Source organism: Dokdonia sp. R78006 (assembly GCF_042466145.1).
Lineage (GTDB): Bacteria > Bacteroidota > Bacteroidia > Flavobacteriales > Flavobacteriaceae > Dokdonia.
The window spans coordinates 1471015-1487843 of record NZ_JAXHBU010000001.1 but is presented as its reverse complement, the minus strand read 5'-3'; the positions used below and the strand labels follow the sequence as shown (position 1 = coordinate 1487843).

At 37.1% G+C, this 16829-nt stretch carries 11 protein-coding genes; 5 read left to right on the top strand and 6 right to left on the bottom strand.

The window, feature by feature from the left end:
- Positions 1-15 precede the first annotated feature (15 nt).
- The gene (locus tag SJY37_RS06730; protein ID WP_013750301.1) at positions 16-990 is read left to right on the top strand and encodes a polyprenyl synthetase family protein; all 975 of its coding nucleotides are present in this window, start codon (positions 16-18) and stop codon (positions 988-990) included.
- A gap of 15 nt (positions 991-1005) precedes the next feature.
- Here SJY37_RS06730 and SJY37_RS06725 read toward each other — a convergent pair whose 3' ends face one another.
- Complete coding sequence (locus tag SJY37_RS06725) at positions 1006-1488, bottom strand: hypothetical protein (RefSeq protein WP_298322434.1); 483 nt, start codon at positions 1486-1488, stop codon at positions 1006-1008.
- A 94-nt stretch (positions 1489-1582) separates the two neighbouring features.
- Between SJY37_RS06725 and SJY37_RS06720 the strand changes: the two genes are divergently transcribed.
- Positions 1583-2995: a CotH kinase family protein gene (locus SJY37_RS06720; RefSeq protein ID WP_298322436.1), complete on the top strand. Its 1413-nt coding sequence runs from the start codon at positions 1583-1585 to the stop codon at positions 2993-2995.
- A 1-nt stretch (position 2996) separates the two neighbouring features.
- Here the strand turns inward: SJY37_RS06720 and folK are convergent, their stop codons facing one another.
- The gene (gene folK / locus SJY37_RS06715; protein ID WP_379952914.1) at positions 2997-4133 is read right to left on the bottom strand and encodes a 2-amino-4-hydroxy-6-hydroxymethyldihydropteridine diphosphokinase; all 1137 of its coding nucleotides are present in this window, start codon (positions 4131-4133) and stop codon (positions 2997-2999) included.
- Positions 4134-4229: 96 nt separating this feature from the next.
- Here folK and SJY37_RS06710 point away from each other — a divergent pair, with 96 nt between their 5' ends.
- Positions 4230-4943, top strand: coding sequence for a queuosine precursor transporter (locus SJY37_RS06710; protein WP_298322442.1), 714 nt, complete (start codon positions 4230-4232; stop codon positions 4941-4943).
- A gap of 108 nt (positions 4944-5051) precedes the next feature.
- Entirely contained in the window at positions 5052-7733 is a 2682-nt protein-coding gene (locus SJY37_RS06705; protein WP_298322445.1) for an AsmA-like C-terminal region-containing protein, read from the top strand.
- A gap of 6 nt (positions 7734-7739) precedes the next feature.
- On the opposite strand, the gene SJY37_RS06700 is transcribed toward SJY37_RS06705, so the two are convergent.
- From SJY37_RS06700 to der, 4 genes are all read right to left on the bottom strand, one after another.
- Complete coding sequence (locus SJY37_RS06700) at positions 7740-10391, bottom strand: DUF3857 domain-containing protein (protein WP_298322448.1); 2652 nt, start codon at positions 10389-10391, stop codon at positions 7740-7742.
- 108 nt (positions 10392-10499) lie between these two features.
- Complete coding sequence (locus SJY37_RS06695; RefSeq protein ID WP_298322451.1) at positions 10500-11417, bottom strand: patatin family protein; 918 nt, start codon at positions 11415-11417, stop codon at positions 10500-10502.
- 82 nt (positions 11418-11499) lie between these two features.
- On the bottom strand, positions 11500-14280 hold the full coding sequence (locus tag SJY37_RS06690; RefSeq protein ID WP_298322454.1) for an outer membrane beta-barrel protein: 2781 nt from the start codon (positions 14278-14280) through the stop codon (positions 11500-11502).
- Positions 14281-14711: 431 nt separating this feature from the next.
- A complete protein-coding gene (gene der / locus SJY37_RS06685; protein WP_298322457.1) occupies positions 14712-16019 on the bottom strand; it encodes a ribosome biogenesis GTPase Der in 1308 nt (435 codons plus the stop codon).
- 164 nt (positions 16020-16183) lie between these two features.
- Between der and SJY37_RS06680 the strand changes: the two genes are divergently transcribed.
- On the top strand, positions 16184-16813 hold the full coding sequence (locus SJY37_RS06680; RefSeq protein WP_298322461.1) for a LysE family translocator: 630 nt from the start codon (positions 16184-16186) through the stop codon (positions 16811-16813).
- The last annotated feature ends 16 nt before the right edge of the window (positions 16814-16829 follow it).

The window sequence follows — 16829 nt, the reverse complement described above, 5'->3', positions numbered from 1 at the left end:
AAAAAATTGCAATTCATGCGCAGCATTCCAGAATACACAGAGGTATTTATTGATTATTTAAATAAACACACCCTAGAGAAAGAGCCGAAAAATTTATATGACCCTATAAATTATATACTCGGTTTAGGAGGTAAGAGACTGCGCCCTGTACTTACACTTATGGCTTGTGAACTGTTTGAAAAAGACCATGCTATCGCACTTGATGCTGCACTGGCTATAGAGATTTTTCATAACTTTTCTTTAGTGCATGATGACATCATGGATGATGCTCCATTGCGTCGTGGTAAGGAAACTGTACATGAAAAATGGGATATAAACACAGGTATACTTTCTGGAGATGCAATGCTTATAAGAGCTTACCAGCTATTTGAAAATTATGAAGGAGATACGTTTAAGGAGCTAGCAAAGCTCTTTTCTAAAACGGCAATTGAAGTTTGTGAAGGACAGCAGTATGATGTAGATTTTGAAACTCGTGACGATGTTACTATCCCTGAGTATATGAAAATGATTGAGTATAAAACAGCTGTACTTGTGGGCGCTGCTCTTAAAATGGGAGCCATAGTTGCTGGCGCTTCAAAAACTTGTCAAGAAGCAATTTATAATTATGGTCGTGATTTAGGTCTCGCATTCCAATTGCAAGATGATTATCTAGACGCTTTTGGTGATCCAGAGAGTTTTGGAAAGCAAGTAGGCGGTGATATTATAGAAAACAAAAAGACCTTCTTATATCTTACTGCGCTTATAAACTCAGATAAAGATGATGCACAACAACTAGAGCATTTCTTCTCTATCTCACCAGCAGATCCTGCGGAGAAAATAGAAACAGTTAAGCAACAGTTTTTAGACTCTGGTGCAGCAAAAGCTACCGAGCAAGAAATTGCCAAATACACGCAGAAAGCATTTACAGCACTAGATAACGTTGATATATCTGAAGATAAAAAAGAGGTGCTACGCCTTTTTGGAGAGAGTTTAATGAAGCGTACTTACTAAGAATACGTAACATAATTATAACGCATTAATAGCTCTTACTCTCAAACTTAAACCCACGCTATCTTTAACTGGGAGCAAGGTAATCTTAAGTTGATCTCTTTCTAGTCCCTGACTTATAAGATACTCTCCTACTTCACCAGCTCTTGCCTTGGCAAGGCAAGCATCTGTGGTGTCACTGGCGCTTGAAGAATAATAACTTTCAACTTCTAGTGAGAGCTTACGTTCAAGTAATACACGCACTCTTTTATTGATGTAATGCTTATCATAATTAGATAATCTAGGCTCCATGCTATCACTAAGAATATCTAAAGTTTGATACTCTTTCCACTCGCAGAGTACCGCTTTCCATAATTTATCTTCACCTCCACTGTCACGTGAAAGGTAGCAAACCCCTGGTTTTGGGTTAGGAGGACCCAGTGCTACACTTGATGTTACGCCTTCTTGACCCATCAAAAGCGTGGCACAAAGGCAGAGTAAAAAACTAGTTATCAATCTCATAGCATAAAAATACACTTTATAAGACTCTCAAAATTTCAATAACATTCATTTGTGGCATTTCAATTGCATTATCTTTACTGTAAATCAATCTATTGTGAGATATTCAATTTTTTTATTAGCATTAGCAATTTCTATAAACTCTTGCGCGCAAGTAACCTTTACTCCACAAAGCGTCGCAATAGACGATTCTCTCAATATCGCCATTATCCAAATACCTAAAGGGACCACAATAAAGGACGGAGATTTCCAGATTAGCGGACTATCATACACTCTTAATCTTTCAAGTAAGGATTCTATTTATACTACATCGCACTTACTTAAACATGGCGCAACTACTTATAAAACCTATCTCACTTCATATCCACTTATACAGATAGATGCTCCTCAAGGAATTGTAAATGAGCCTAAACGTATGGCAACAATCTCTTATGCAGATAAAGACACTCAATTTACAAGTCATGCAGGAATAGAACTGAGAGGAAGCAGCTCTCTAGTGTTTCCAAAAAAGACGTACGATCTCAACTTTTATAAAGATAGCCTAGGCTTTGAGAATCAAGATTATGAGCTTGCAGGTATGCGCAGTGATGACGACTGGATTTTAGATGGGCTTTACAACGAGCCACTGAGAATGCGTTCTTATCTATCTCTCAATTTATGGAATGACATCTATACACCACATTATCTAGATAAAGAACCAACAGCCAAAGCTGGCGCAACGGCCGCCTATTCCGAGGTTTTTGTAAACGGAAGGTATCAAGGGATTTTCTTACTGCAAGAACAAGTAGATCGCAAACTCGTACAAGTAAAAAAGAATCGTGGTGACACCGTACGTGGTGAGATTTTTCAAGGGGCGCGCTACCTAGGCGCTAGCTCTTTTGACTCCATACCTCCTAAAAAAGATTTCTTAGCAAGCTGGGGCGGTTATGATATTAAATACCCATCTGACACTAATGCTCCGTGGGATAATGTGTATCCGTTTACAGACTTTGTCGTGAATAGTGATGATGACGCTTTCGCGAAAGGAATTTCAGAACAATTTGTAATCGATAATGCGATTGATTATTTCCTATACATCAACGCTGTGCGCGCACCAGATAATTTAGGCAAGAATTTATATCTCATACGGTATGATGCAGGAGAACCTTACTTCTATGCGCCCTGGGACCTAGATGGAAGCTTCGGGACTATTTTTAGTGGTAAACGAATAAAAACTACCGACGATTTTCTCACAAACGGTCTCGTGAGAAGACTTATCAAAACAAATGCAGATGATTTTAACGCGCGTCTTAAAGCACGATGGGCAACACTGCGCACTAAAGTGTTGAGTGAGGAAGAACTACTCACTAGACAACGAAATGTATATGAAAAACTCTCATCTAATCTAGTTTTTGAAAGAGAACAGCTGGTATGGAAAGATTTTATATCTGACCGGGAAGGACTAGACTATATGCAGCAATGGACTAAAAAAAGACTCGCGTTTCTAGACGATTATATTTCTAAACTCTAAATTACTCGTTTGCAAATTGGTTGATAATTGATAAAAAATCAGCTCTATTTTTTACAAAATCTAACTCTGAAATATCAATAATCTTTACATTGAGATTATGCTGAGTCTTTATAAAATCAAGGTACCCTTGGTTTATTTTTTCTAAGTATGTAGGATCAATACTCTTCTCATAACTACGACCACGCTTCTTTATATTCTTAAGTAAACGCTCTGTATTTTGATAAAGGTAAACGTATAAGTCTGGCTGCGGCATATCTTTATACATCATCTCATGGAGACGTTTGTAAAGCAAAAACTCCTCCTCTTGTAAGGTTACCTGTGCAAATATGAGCGATTTGTAACGATCATAATCTGCGCACATAAAATCCTTAAAAAGATCATATTGTCCTAAATCATCTAATAGCTGCTGGTACCTATCTGCCAGAAAAGACATTTCTAACGGAAAGGCAAATCTATCTGGGTCTTTGTAAAACTTAGGCAAGAAAGGATTGTCTTTAAAACGCTCAAGAATAAGCTTTGCATTAAACTCATCTGAGATCATCGTGGCGAGGCTTGTTTTTCCTGCTCCTATATTTCCTTCTATGGTGATATAGTTGTAACCACCTAAATCAATACTGTCTTGTGGTTTCTTAAGCCACTTAGCCTGTTTTGTAAGAATACTATCATCGTTACAATCTTCTAATAACTCTAAGTAAGTGACTGGATTTTCAGGTGTAGATAATGCCTCACAAACCTCATCACCTGCGATATCTGCAAGTGGCTGTAGTACAAACAACCGCTCTTTCATATGCTTATGAGGAACCGTGAGTTGCTCTGACTGCTTTACAACATCGTCATAAAGCAATATGTCTATATCTATTATTCTTGATTGATAAGCTGTTCCTTCCTTTTCCTTACGACCTAGTAATTGCTCTATAGCCTGTGTCGTGTATAAGAGTTTTTTAATAGGTAATGATGTTTCCATCCTCACCACACAGTTGTGAAAATCTGGCCCATCAAAACCCCAAGCAGGACTTTGATACACAGGAGAAATTTTCACAACCCTACCTACACGCTCAAAAAGCAATTGTATCGCTTTATCGAGTGCTTCATAAGTGTTTCCTTGATTACTGCCTAATGATAAGAATGTGGTATGCAAAGATCTAGCTGTTGAATTACGAGAATAACATTTCACAACAAATTAAGGAAATCAAAATCACAATGCGCTAATTTTGAAATCGAAGTTATTAAGAAAATGCAACTACCCTCTAAGGATTTAAATACAAAGGATTTACAACTTGCATATCGCATTTATGTGATTTTAGGCGCTCTTTTTATCTGCGCACTAGTTGTATCTAATCTAATTTTTCAAAAGTTCTTTTCATGGGACTTTTTTGGAATCTATACTTTTGAGATTTCGGTAGGGATACTTCCCTACCCTATCACCTTTCTTATTACAGATATTGTAAGCGAGATTTACGGCAGAAAAAAAGCAAACCAGATGGTCACTGCTGGCATTTTTGCCTCTCTATTTTCACTACTCATCGTTTATATAGGTAACGCTGTACCCGCTACGAGCTGGTCTCCTGTAGATGACACACTATTTACTAAGGTTTTTGGAGTTACTGCGCTGGCAGTTTTTGCGAGTATGATAGCCTATTTACTAGCACAATACGTAGATATTCACATCTATCACTTTTGGAAACGTATAACTAAGGGCAAACACCTTTGGCTCAGAAATAATTTTTCGACATTCTTATCTCAGTTTATAGATACATTCTCGGTCCTTTCTTTACTCTGTATCTTTGGACTCATTGAGTGGCAATTGTTTGGAGGTCTTCTCTTAGGAGGTTTTCTATTTAAAGTGATTATTGCCGCTTTAGACACCCCATTGCTATACCTAGGTGTAGGACTATTTAGAAAGAAATTTAAACTAGAGGAAGGTGAAGAATTAAAGCTACCTATTTAGGCGGTTGTTTATAAGAATTACAGATATGCTTTCGCGAAAGCGTACTAAAAAGAAAGTAGTACAATAAAAAAGGGATGAAAATCTTGCTCGAAAGAGCCAACAAATATTATGAAAAAAGCACTCAAAATTACAGGTATTATACTTCTCGTTGTTGTGATACTGCTTGCAGCGTCACCATTCCTTTTTAGAGGAAAACTAGAAGACCTACTCAAGAAAACCATCAATAATAATCTAAACGCTCAAGTAGAATGGTCTTCTCTAGATCTAAGCCTTTTTAGGAGTTTTCCTGATGCTACGGTTATAGTAAACGACTTTACGGTAATTAATAATGCACCATTTGCTGGTGACACACTTGCGAGTGGTAAAGAAATACGCATTGAGATGGGCGTTACCCAACTCTTTAAAAACACAGCAGATGAGCCTATTGCAATAGACGCTTTATCACTTCTGGAAGCAAACGTACAGGTACAAGTAGATTCTTTAGGCAATGCAAATTATGACATTGTAAAAGAGACAGCAACTACAGATACCGCTAGTGAAGAGAGCTCAGAACCTTTTGTTTTTAACTTACAAGAGTACAGCCTCGTAGACTCAAAAATAATTTATGACGACCGCTCTACACAAACCCACCTTGAACTTACAGAGGTAAACCATACGGGTTCTGGAGATTTTTCGGCTATTGAGAGTGTGCTAGATACAAAGACACACGCTGTAGTATCTTTTGATTATGGTGGCACACATTACTTGGACGGGCACGACCTAGACCTCGAGGCTGTAATCCAAATGGAGCTTGAAAAACAGAAGTATACTTTTAAGGAAAACTTAGCCAAAATAAACGAACTCCCACTAGAGTTTAATGGTTTTATAGAGCTTCTAGAAGATGGCAATCTTATGGACTTATCGTTCAAAACGCCTTCATCAGATTTTAAAAACTTTCTAGCCCTAATCCCTAAAGAATACAGAGCAAATCTTGATGGGGTGGAAACGAGTGGCGATTTTCGCGTAAGCGGAATTATAAAAGGGAAAACAACGGAGACTAACATCCCAAATCTGGATATTGAGATTGTGTCTAACAATGCTTCTTTTAAGTATCCAGACCTACCTAAAAGAATGAACAACATCAATATAGATGTAAAGATTAAAAACGATACAGGCATCACAGAACTTACTTATATTGAGATAAACGATTTACGTTTTAAGATTGACCAAGACACCTTTACCGCAAAGGGAACGCTCAAAAACTTGATGGGTAACATGCTTGTAAATCTAGACTTAGATGGTGCGCTAGATTTAGGAAATATAGACAAAGTCTACCCACTTAATCTAGACCAGCCGCTACAAGGTAGACTTGTTGCAGATATTGTGACGAGTTTTGATATGAACTCTGTTGAGAAACAGCTGTATCAAAATATAAAAAGCTCTGGTAACGCTACGCTTAGTAACTTCACTTACAGCACTCCAGAACTACCTAATCCCATTGCTATACAAAATGCAGCTGTAAGTTTTAAAACAGGCAATATCACGCTTAGCTCATTTGCTGCTACAAGTGGGACTTCAGATATAAATGCAACGGGATCTATAGAAAACCTCATCCCGTTTGTAATGTCTAAGGAAGATTTAAAAGGGCGTTTTGACGTGACCTCAAAGGTGTTCAACCTTGATGATTTTGCAACTAGCACAGCAACTACATCTGGCACTAATCAGTCTAGCACGAGCTCAAGCGATACAGCTATACAAATTCCAGATTTTCTAGATGCCTCTGTAAACTTTAATGCCGCAAAGGTAATTTATGATGGGCTAGAACTTAGTAACACAAAGGGTAGTGTGACCATTGCAAATGAGCAGGCATCATTGAGTAATCTTAACTCTGGCATCTTTGGTGGTGCGGCAGGACTCTCTGGATCTGTCACCACACGTAATGGCACTCCTACTTTTAATATGATTGTAGATTTGAGTAGTATAGACATAGACCGCTCTTTTAAGGAGCTCGAGATGCTGCAAGGACTCGCTCCTATTGCAAAAGCTCTACAAGGCGCTCTCAATACAAAAATACAATTGCAAGGACAGCTAGATGACAACTTCAGCCCTATCCTTAGTACCATTACTGGAGATGCCTTTGCAGAGATTTTGACCGCAGATGTAGATGCAGATAAAATGCCGCTTCTTAATCTCCTATCGCAAAAACTTGATTTTATAAACCTTGATGACCTTAAACTAGACAAGCTCAAAACGAGCCTTACGTTTAATGATGGTCAGGTGGTTGTAAAGCCATTTGATTTTAATGTGAAAGGAATCAATGTGCAGGTAAGCGGTGGACATAGCTTTACAAACGAGATGAATTACACCCTCAACCTCGATCTTCCTGCAAAATACCTAGGCGGAGACGTGAGCGGATTACTCTCAAAACTTACAGATGCCGAAAAAGAGAATATCCATATAGACGTACCTGTTTCCCTTTCGGGAAATTTTACTGCGCCTAAAGTAGACCTTAATCTAAAAGCAGCTACTACTGCACTTACTAACCAGATTATAGAAATCCAGAAGCAACGCGCAAAAGACAAAGTAGAAGATAAACTTACAGATGTGTTAGGAGGTCTATTAGGTGGAAACAAAACAACACCAAATACCACTACAACAGATAGTACAACTACTGACACACAGACTCCTCAAAACACCACCATAACCCCAAAAGCCGAAGATGCCATTAAAGATGTCGCAACGGGAATATTAGGTGGTCTCTTTGGGAAAAAGAAAACAACAAAAGAAACGGTGAAGGATACGGTTAATTAAATATTGTTAGGCATCCTTTCCAAATCTACTTTCAAGACTGTTATAAGGCTTATCATTTTCTGAAAGATAAACCTTCTCTTGTCCTAAAATATCATTGTTTATTTCCTCTGGCTCAACATAATTGGGCCCTCTATTTACAAAAGTTTCTTTTACACGTTTTGATATTACAAAATATGGAATCCAAATAGTGCACCTAAAAAGAGCCTTCATGATGTCCTTTAAAAACTCTTGATTTTCTTCTGCAGAGTATAGATCTGGAGCAAGTAAATTTGCCGCAACAGTATCTAGTATTAATAAAATAAGCATAGAAGCGTAAAGTATAATCATAAGTTTGGGCACTACCGTTCTTTTCTTAAAGAACAAAATGATTAGGACAATACTATATATTACAAGTGCAACATTAATAATCATCTCTAAAGCGATTACTAAAACCATGGGCTTTCCGCTAAGTCCCTCCGTATTCCATAAGGCAGACCATGTATAAGCATCATAATAGCCCTCTTCAGACAGTATCTGTACAATAATTCCAATAGGCGTGAATACTAGACCTATTGCTAGTAGTATAAGCCAGCCTCCTATACTCTTTCCTTCTTTATAATTCCCTTTAGCTGGAATATCATATTCATAATAAAGTCTGTAAGCACCATAACTCGCAAAAATAATAGTGAGTAAAACCAAGAAAATAGAAATCCAACTCAATCCAGAATTTTCAATAGCAGATGCTTCTTCAAAGTCGTATGTAATGAAGTAAGAAAGATCATCTTGAACCTCATCATGGTCAGCTATATATTTACGTACATCAACTGCATCTACAAAGTCTTTTTTTCTTGAATACTTGTGTGAAACCAATAACTTAGTTCCAAAGTTACTTGCCTCTTGTTCATATGTAAAATACGAGCTTTCAATCGTATTTTTATAATCTTCAAACTCCCACTCCTCAGGTAAATTAACAGTAATGTCAAAATCGATATCTAAGGGGTAATTTATAGCATAAGGGGCTGCACGCTCAGGGGAAGTTGTAGGATTAACATAGCTTTCTAGAAGTAGAGGATAAGTCTCTATATAAATTAGACTTTCATTTTCTGAAGAAGTGGCCCATATAGAATCTATATCATAAGATTCTCTTACGATAAACTCATTACGCGTTTCTCTTAAATCCTCTGTCTCTATATCATCTCCTTTTCTAATATTAGGGTAGAGCGCACTATAAAAACGTAAATAATCCTTTTGGATTGAGGCATTACTACGCTGCTCAAAGTCTGCTCTAACCCTATCTGCTTGACTTCCCTTATATGTTGTCACAACAGATAACTCACCTCCTCCATTAATAGCTTTGACATCGTAAAATTCACTTATTGAGATTGCACTTTCTCCTACAAATTCAATTGTTGTGAGTTTTTGTTCTCCTGACTTTAAAACTAAACCCTTTTCATAGTTTGGAAAATATTTACCATTAATTCCAGAGCCTTGATTAGAAATAGTAGGATCTATATACAATTGTTTCCCGTCAAGTTCGTAAGTAACTACACAATGATTGAACAGGTTAGGAGTAGGAAGTTTATCATCAAGACCTTTACCATTAGAGCTATGCACAAGCATGGGATATGCTTCAATGCCATTAGCCTGTAAGAGTTCGCTCAATAGAAAAGATTTCCCTTTACAATCCCCATAGCGTTGATCTAATACTTTTAGAGGTGATTCTGGTCGATGTGAATTCATACCATCTTCAAAACCAAAATATCTCACCTCATCCTGCACAAAATCTATAAGACTCTTCGCTATATCTTCTTTTGATAGAACAATATCTTTTGTCTTAGATTTGATATGTTGATCTGAGAGTTGTTTTAGTTTTTTCTTGTCAGGTGTACTTAATGTATAAAGTTCTTTATATTGATTGACAACAGCTTCCCAAGAAGGGTAATTCCCAAACTGTACAAATCCATAATCATCATACCAAACTGGAGTGTTCGGGTCATAAAATTTAGGTGTTACATTTTCTAAACTCCATTCATAGGCTTTCGTTTTTTCGACAATATTGATTGTAGCCTCTGGAGCGTCATTAAAATATTTAAACTCAAAAGAATTATCATTAGGTACGTTCACTATATAATGTAACTTACCTACAGGTACCGCATATTGAAAATAGAAATTATTACTATATCCGCCGTCATAAACTGGATTCGCCCCCACAATCGTGTATGCATAATCAATAATATCTCCCTTACGAACATCTGTAAGATTAATAAGACTCGTTAGTCTGCCGTCATATAAGTTTTTTTCTAAGTTTGATTCTCGCTGTATAGTCTCAATATCTCTCAAATTAAGCTTAGAAATACGCTCACCATCGCGTATCAAATCTATTTTATGAAAAATAAGCTTCTCGTAAGATGGATCGAATTCAAAAGTTAAATTTGACATCTCCCCAATACCTTCTCCATTGATGATTTTAACGACAGAGTTACTATATCTTGACTTTTGCTGAGTGTTGATTTGCTTATCATATAAAAGATAATAGTAACCGCTCTCTGCTTCTTCATTTTTTATAGATTCTTGATAAGAAACTTCAATTACCCAAGAGGGAACACTTTTAATGCTGGGATTTTGAGAAGAAAGTATTGTAGAAAATAAAACAAGTAATAATCGTAGAAAATGCTGCAAGATATGGATGATTGATTTGTGGGTAAAAGACTACAATATAGTCGGTTCCATTCAAAATGACAATATATTAAGGTTCATTTTTTTCCTATATCATACTGGATAATGCTCCTACCCCTCATCATCCACCTTAATCTCGTTGAGTTCTTCGTTTTTATACTTGGCATAGTCAAAGCCACTTTGCCACCATATTTTCATCTTTTCTTTGTTAAAAATCAATGAATTTGTGGTGAGTACTGTAGGCGTATAATAGAAGTTAATTATTGCCTCTTTTTGATTGGCAGCATATTTACCTATGGTGATATTTTGCTTTTCTATACGATCCATCATGAAACCATGCAGATTACTCAGTAATGAAAATACATTTGTAGAAGGGAGGTTATTGTAATAAGTAACTTCTGTTTCTAGAATGATTACATCAACCTCTGTTGCGCCGCGTTCTACAGCCTCCTTAATGGGCACTAGCGCGCCAAAACCTCCATCTGCATACTCGCACCCATTTTTGGTCGCAAGACTCATAAAAGGGATATAATTACACGACATCCACACCCAGTCGCAAAAATCTTCATAGGTTTCTACGTTACTAGATTTATACTCTGTTTTATGTAAAGATAGATTTGAAACAGTGACTAGCACTTCCTTACCACTAGCCTGTAGCTGCGCATAATCCTCACGAGTAAAAGTACGCTCTATGAGTTTGCGCAGTTTTTTGCTCTCTCCAAAGGTTTTAGATCCTTTTAAGAAATTACGCAATACACTCCAGTGATCAATAGCGATGGTTTGCTCTCCCCATTTATCTTTTTTGATTACAAATGGACACACATTAAAAATTGCATTCTGATTAACAGAAGTATACACATCCTTTATCTTTTCAATATTTTGAAGTGCAAGATGAGGCACTAGCAAACTGCCTGTAGAGGTTCCCACCAGCATATCATAATCCTTACCCATTTCTTGCATAAGGTATTGGGCTACGCCTCCGCCAAAAGCGCCTTTACTTCCTCCTCCTGAAATGACTAATGCTCGCATTGTGGGTTCTCTTTGAGCTTAGAAAAATAAGGTTTTTAATTAAGAAATGAGTGTTTTGTTGAGGTACGCTTTCGCGAAAGCGTTAAAAGAAAAATACCCCACCATCATTTGTTTCCCCCTTTTTACCTAGCGTGTTGAATTTCCAACTAAGGCTGAGCATAAAATATTGCTCTAGTACAGTGCTCTGTACATCTTGTATAAAGTTTGCATTTGCAGTACGCCTTGCGTTTGTATTTTGATCTAGTACATCATACACTTTTAAGGTTGCGGTAGCGCGATCTTTTGCAAATGAATAAGCAAGTGTCGAGTTCCAAAACACTGCACTTCGCTGAAAATCTGATGCAATGTTAGGGTTGTAATTATAGTTAATATCATTGCGCCACTCCCAGTTTTTAGGAACAAACAAAGCCGTTCCCAATGAAACATTATGAGAAATAAAATCTTGATCTTCAAAAGCGTCTAGACCAAATTGAGTTTTTGAGATAGAGATATTATAGCTAGGTTTAACTTCAAACAGATTTTTCCAAGTATATGTGAAATTTACACGCGGCGTTAGAGATCTCGTTTTACTAGCGTATTGCACTTCGTTGTTAAAATTTACATTACGCCCAAAGTTTGTATAAATACCTCCTCCATATTTTATACTACGCAAGGAATCTATTTTTACATTTTTATTATAACCTCCTCCTGCTCCTACGCTATAATTCCCATTTACATTTACATAGGTAGTGCGACTTACTAGATTGTCATCTATGCTAGTTTTACGTACAATAGCATCGTTTGTAAATCTTCCATTTCCATTAACATACCATCCGCCTCCTTTTTGAAAGTCATAATTATTAAATCCTCCGTAAAAATTATAATCATTTGCTGGAGCTAGGTTAGGATTACCCTCTACAATATTAAGTGGATCCGACACATCCACAAAAGGATTAAGTTGCGTGACTTCTGGAGGTCTATTGCTCTTACCTAAACTTGCATACATAGATGCTTTAGGACTAAACCTGTAATTCACATACGTATCAAGTTCTAGTGCTTCAAAATTTTGCTTGATGTCTAATTCTGGACGCAAGTTGTCGTTATTCTCTAGGGTGCGAAATACGTATCCTGCACTCACGTTCACATTGAGTTTTTCTCCATCAAGATTAAGTCCCAGTTTCGGAGTCGTGCGTGAATTGCGACCTTCAAAGTCTGTACTTAGTTCTTGATTGAGGATGCTATACTGCTGTGTTACCTCATCAAAGTCAAAAGTGCTTCTCTTGCGCTTCCTAGTATCATTACGGTGACCAAAATCTACATCAAGAAAGAGCTTTTTGGCGACCAAAGGAACTCTGTATGTAAGGTTGAGATTATAACCGTTAAGTTTAGTCTCTCCATCCGTAAACTGATTACGATTAATTTCTGATGGGTTATCGCCAAATATCTCTGTGTTTGACACTATAAAGTCTTCACTCTCTTGTCTATTGATTTCGTTTTGTACACGTGCCCTCACATATGCTCCTTTGTCTCCCCATTTCTTGGTGACACTTAAGGTGTTTTCAAAATTCTTCCCCTCGTCTGTTACGAAGTTGTTTGTTGCCGACTCGTTGATTCTCTCACCGTCTTCATTAAGTGATTCCTCTGTACGGCGGAAGCGTGTCTCACTATTTGCAAAAGAGAACTTTGGTTTTATATTAATGAGTAGTGTAGAATCCTTTTTAATATTAATAGTGGTATTAATACTATGGTTATCTGAATTTGAGTCATTACGAGAATCGCTGTTTGTAAAGAATCTTCTATCTGGAAGAATATTCTCTCGCTCTACACGTGTCTCATCAAAAGAATTTGCAGCCGAGTAGAAATAATCCATATTGGCATCAAATCCTTTTGCATACTCATCTGTGTAATTTGCTCCTACACTACGACTATTTACAATTCCTTGTCCGCCACCAAAGCTTCTGCCGTCAATACCAAAGCTTCCGTTGCCGTTGAAGTAGACACTTCTTCCTCCTCCAAACATTTTTCTTATCTCTCCAAAACTAAACCCAGCCGAGTTGATATTGTTACCACCAGCAAGCACACTGATGCGTCGCTCGTTATCAAAGGCATTTACAATACCTGCATATTCAAAACGATTATCTGTCCCGCCACCAGCAGCCACTCTACCAAAGACTCCTTTATTCTTTTCTTCGGAGATGGTGAGGTTGATAGTCTTACTTTCTTGATCACCATCTTCGCCAGCAAAGGCCTCATCATCTGTCTTAGTATCTACTACTTGTATTTTTTCTACTATTTCTTTAGTAAGGTTGCGCGTAGCAATTGTAGGGTCATCACCAAAGAACGGCTTCCCATTAACTAGAATTTTATTTACTTCCTTACCATTTACTAAAATCTTACCGCTCTCGTCTACCTCTACTCCTGGTAGCTCCTTAAGCAAGTCTTCTATATTTGCATCTTTCTTGGTTTTAAAAGAAGAAACATTAAACTCGAGCGTGTCTTTTTTTACGGTTACCGGAGCTCTACTTTTTACAACGACTTCGCCCAAGGTGTTTGTAGAAGGTGCTACTTCTATATCTCCAAGCACAATATCACCCGTACTTAAATCTACATTTTTTGTGAAGTTCTCATAACCTAAAAAAGAGATGTTCACACGTGCATTTTTCTCTTGCGCTCGACCTTCTAGTTGAAAGAGCCCATCTTGATTTGTAATGGTATAAGTAATGAGTGTGCTATCCTTAACAGTCTCTAAGAAAACTGTGGCAGCCTCTAAGGTTTGCTTTGAATCTTTGTCTTTAAGAGTTCCAGTAATTGAAAAGTTTTGCGCCTGCATAGCTACAGATAAGCATAACCCTATCGCAAGGAGTACTAGTTGATTAATTCGCATTATAAACGGTTGATTGATTGATGTCTATCAAATAAACAATCTTTACTTCCAAATGATATGCTGACAGTTAAAATTTAGTAAATATTTAACAAGTTATTCTTCTTAAAATCTCAACTCATAACAGATTATTAACTCATACTAGAAATAGAGAAGTGTAAGTTTGTGTAACTAACCCTTAAACCAATTATTATGAATAAAATCATCAAAGGACTTATTGCCGCATATGGCGCAAAAAAATTAGGTGGCGGTTGCATAAGCACCATCATCATCTTTTTTATTATTTTCTGGCTTCTAGGGTTACTAGGCTAATATTAGGGAGATTTATTACAGGCTGCAAATAGCCATTAGGAAACTATTATAAACAACAAAAGCTATCAGATGTCTGATAGCTTTTTGTATTATGTTTCGTTTTCACGAAAGTGTACTTTTAATTATTTTTTTCTAAAATATATAGAAATAGGCACTCCTGAGAAGTCGTAAGCTGCACGAAGTTTATTTTCTAAGAATCTTCTATAACCTTCTTTAAGATACTGCGGCAAGTTACAGAACAACGCAAATTGTGGTTGTGGTGTAGGAAGTTGCATACAGTACTTAATCTTTACATATTTACCCTTAATTGCTGGTGGCGGGAATGCTTCTACTAGCGGCAAGAAGAACTCATTAAGTTCGCTTGTTTTGATACGCTTCGTTTTGCTTTCATATACTTTTACAGCAGTTTCAATTGCTTTGAAGATACGTTGTTTCTCCAGCACAGAAATAAATACAATAGGCACATCTGTAAAAGGCTCAATTTGCTCTCTAATGTGCTTTTCAAAATTCTTCATCGTGTTGGTCTCCTTTTCTACAAGGTCCCACTTATTTACAAGAATCACGATTCCTTTTCTGTTACGCTCTGCTAGCCAAAATATATTTTGAACCTGACCATCAAAACCTCTTGTTGCGTCTACTACTAGTAAAATCACATCTGCGTGCTCAATAGCTCTTACAGATCTCATTACTGAGTAAAACTCAAGATCTTCTTTTACTTTTGCCTTACGTCGTATTCCTGCTGTATCTACAAGGTTGAACTCAAACCCAAAGCGATTGTACTTTGTATCCATTGAGTCACGAGTAGTACCAGCGATATCTGTTACAATATATCTATCCTCACCTATCAGCGCGTTAATGAAAGACGATTTTCCTGCATTAGGACGACCTACTACAGCAAATCTTGGTAATTCATCTTTTTCTTCCTCCTCAACTTTTGGCGGAAGTGCTTCTACTACAGCATCAAGTAAATCTCCTGTTCCACTACCATTTGTTGCGGCAATAGTATAATAATCACCTAATCCTAGGTTATAAAACTCAACAGCATCTGCTGCTCTTTTATTATTATCTACTTTATTTACAGCAAGGAAAATAGGTTTTTTTGATCTACGAAGTAGTTTTGCAACCTCTTCATCCATCCCTGTCACACCATGCTCTACATCTACCATAAAGATAATAGCGTCAGACTCATCTATCGCAAGTTCTACTTGCTTATCAATTTCGGCTTCAAAAACGTCATCACTTCCTACTACATATCCTCCTGTGTCAATAACGGTAAATTCGCGACCGTTCCAGTCTGTTTTTCCGTAATGACGATCACGCGTCACTCCACTTACGGCATCTACAATCGCCTCACGACGTTGCACTAGACGGTTAAAAAAAGTAGACTTCCCTACATTAGGGCGTCCTACGATAGCTACTATGGTACTCATTGTAAATTTTTTAGGTGTGCAAAGATAGCGTTAATCTACAGTCTTATGCATTTAAATGATTGTTCTCTTTAAACCAACATTTTGGGAGGTAAATTTCGTAAATCCTAAGGATATGATAAACTCTTGTCTATACATATGATTATAACGTAGCTTTGCCAACTGCTATGATCATTATCGCATATATACTCACCCTTTCTATAGGACTTATAGGAGCCATAATCGCCACGTTACCACCTAGCGCGACGAATCTTGCTGTTGTAAAATACACAAGTGACAAAAGCCTCACCAAAGGACTTCACCTAGCCTATGGAGCTGCGCTAGGAGAGGTGATAATAGCTGGACTTGCTCTTGCTTTTGGAGTTCTTGCAAAGCGAATATTTGAAAAACATGAGTGGATACAGATCACTTTTATAGTTATCATGATAGCTGTAGGGATCTATTTTCTCATAAAAAAAACAACAGAAAACGATAGTGAATCATCAAGCAGACCTAAGCGTTTTATTAATGGTCTCTTACTAGGAGGACTTAATATCCCGATGTTTATTTACTGGACTGCTATATTTTCTATAAGCTCAAGATATGTTGTTTTAGATAAAAATTCTCCATGGCTACTTATCCTATGCTTTTTAGTTGGAGTTTTTGCCGGTAAATTTGGACTGCTTTATTTGTATGGAAGAGCTAGCGAGTATATGACTTCAAATTTTTCAAAGTTTAAAGGAACGCTTAATAAAATTATAGGAGTAGTTCTTATAGTGGCTGGTGTGATACAAGCTATCAAACTCAATATTGCATAATATTTGAGTAATAATG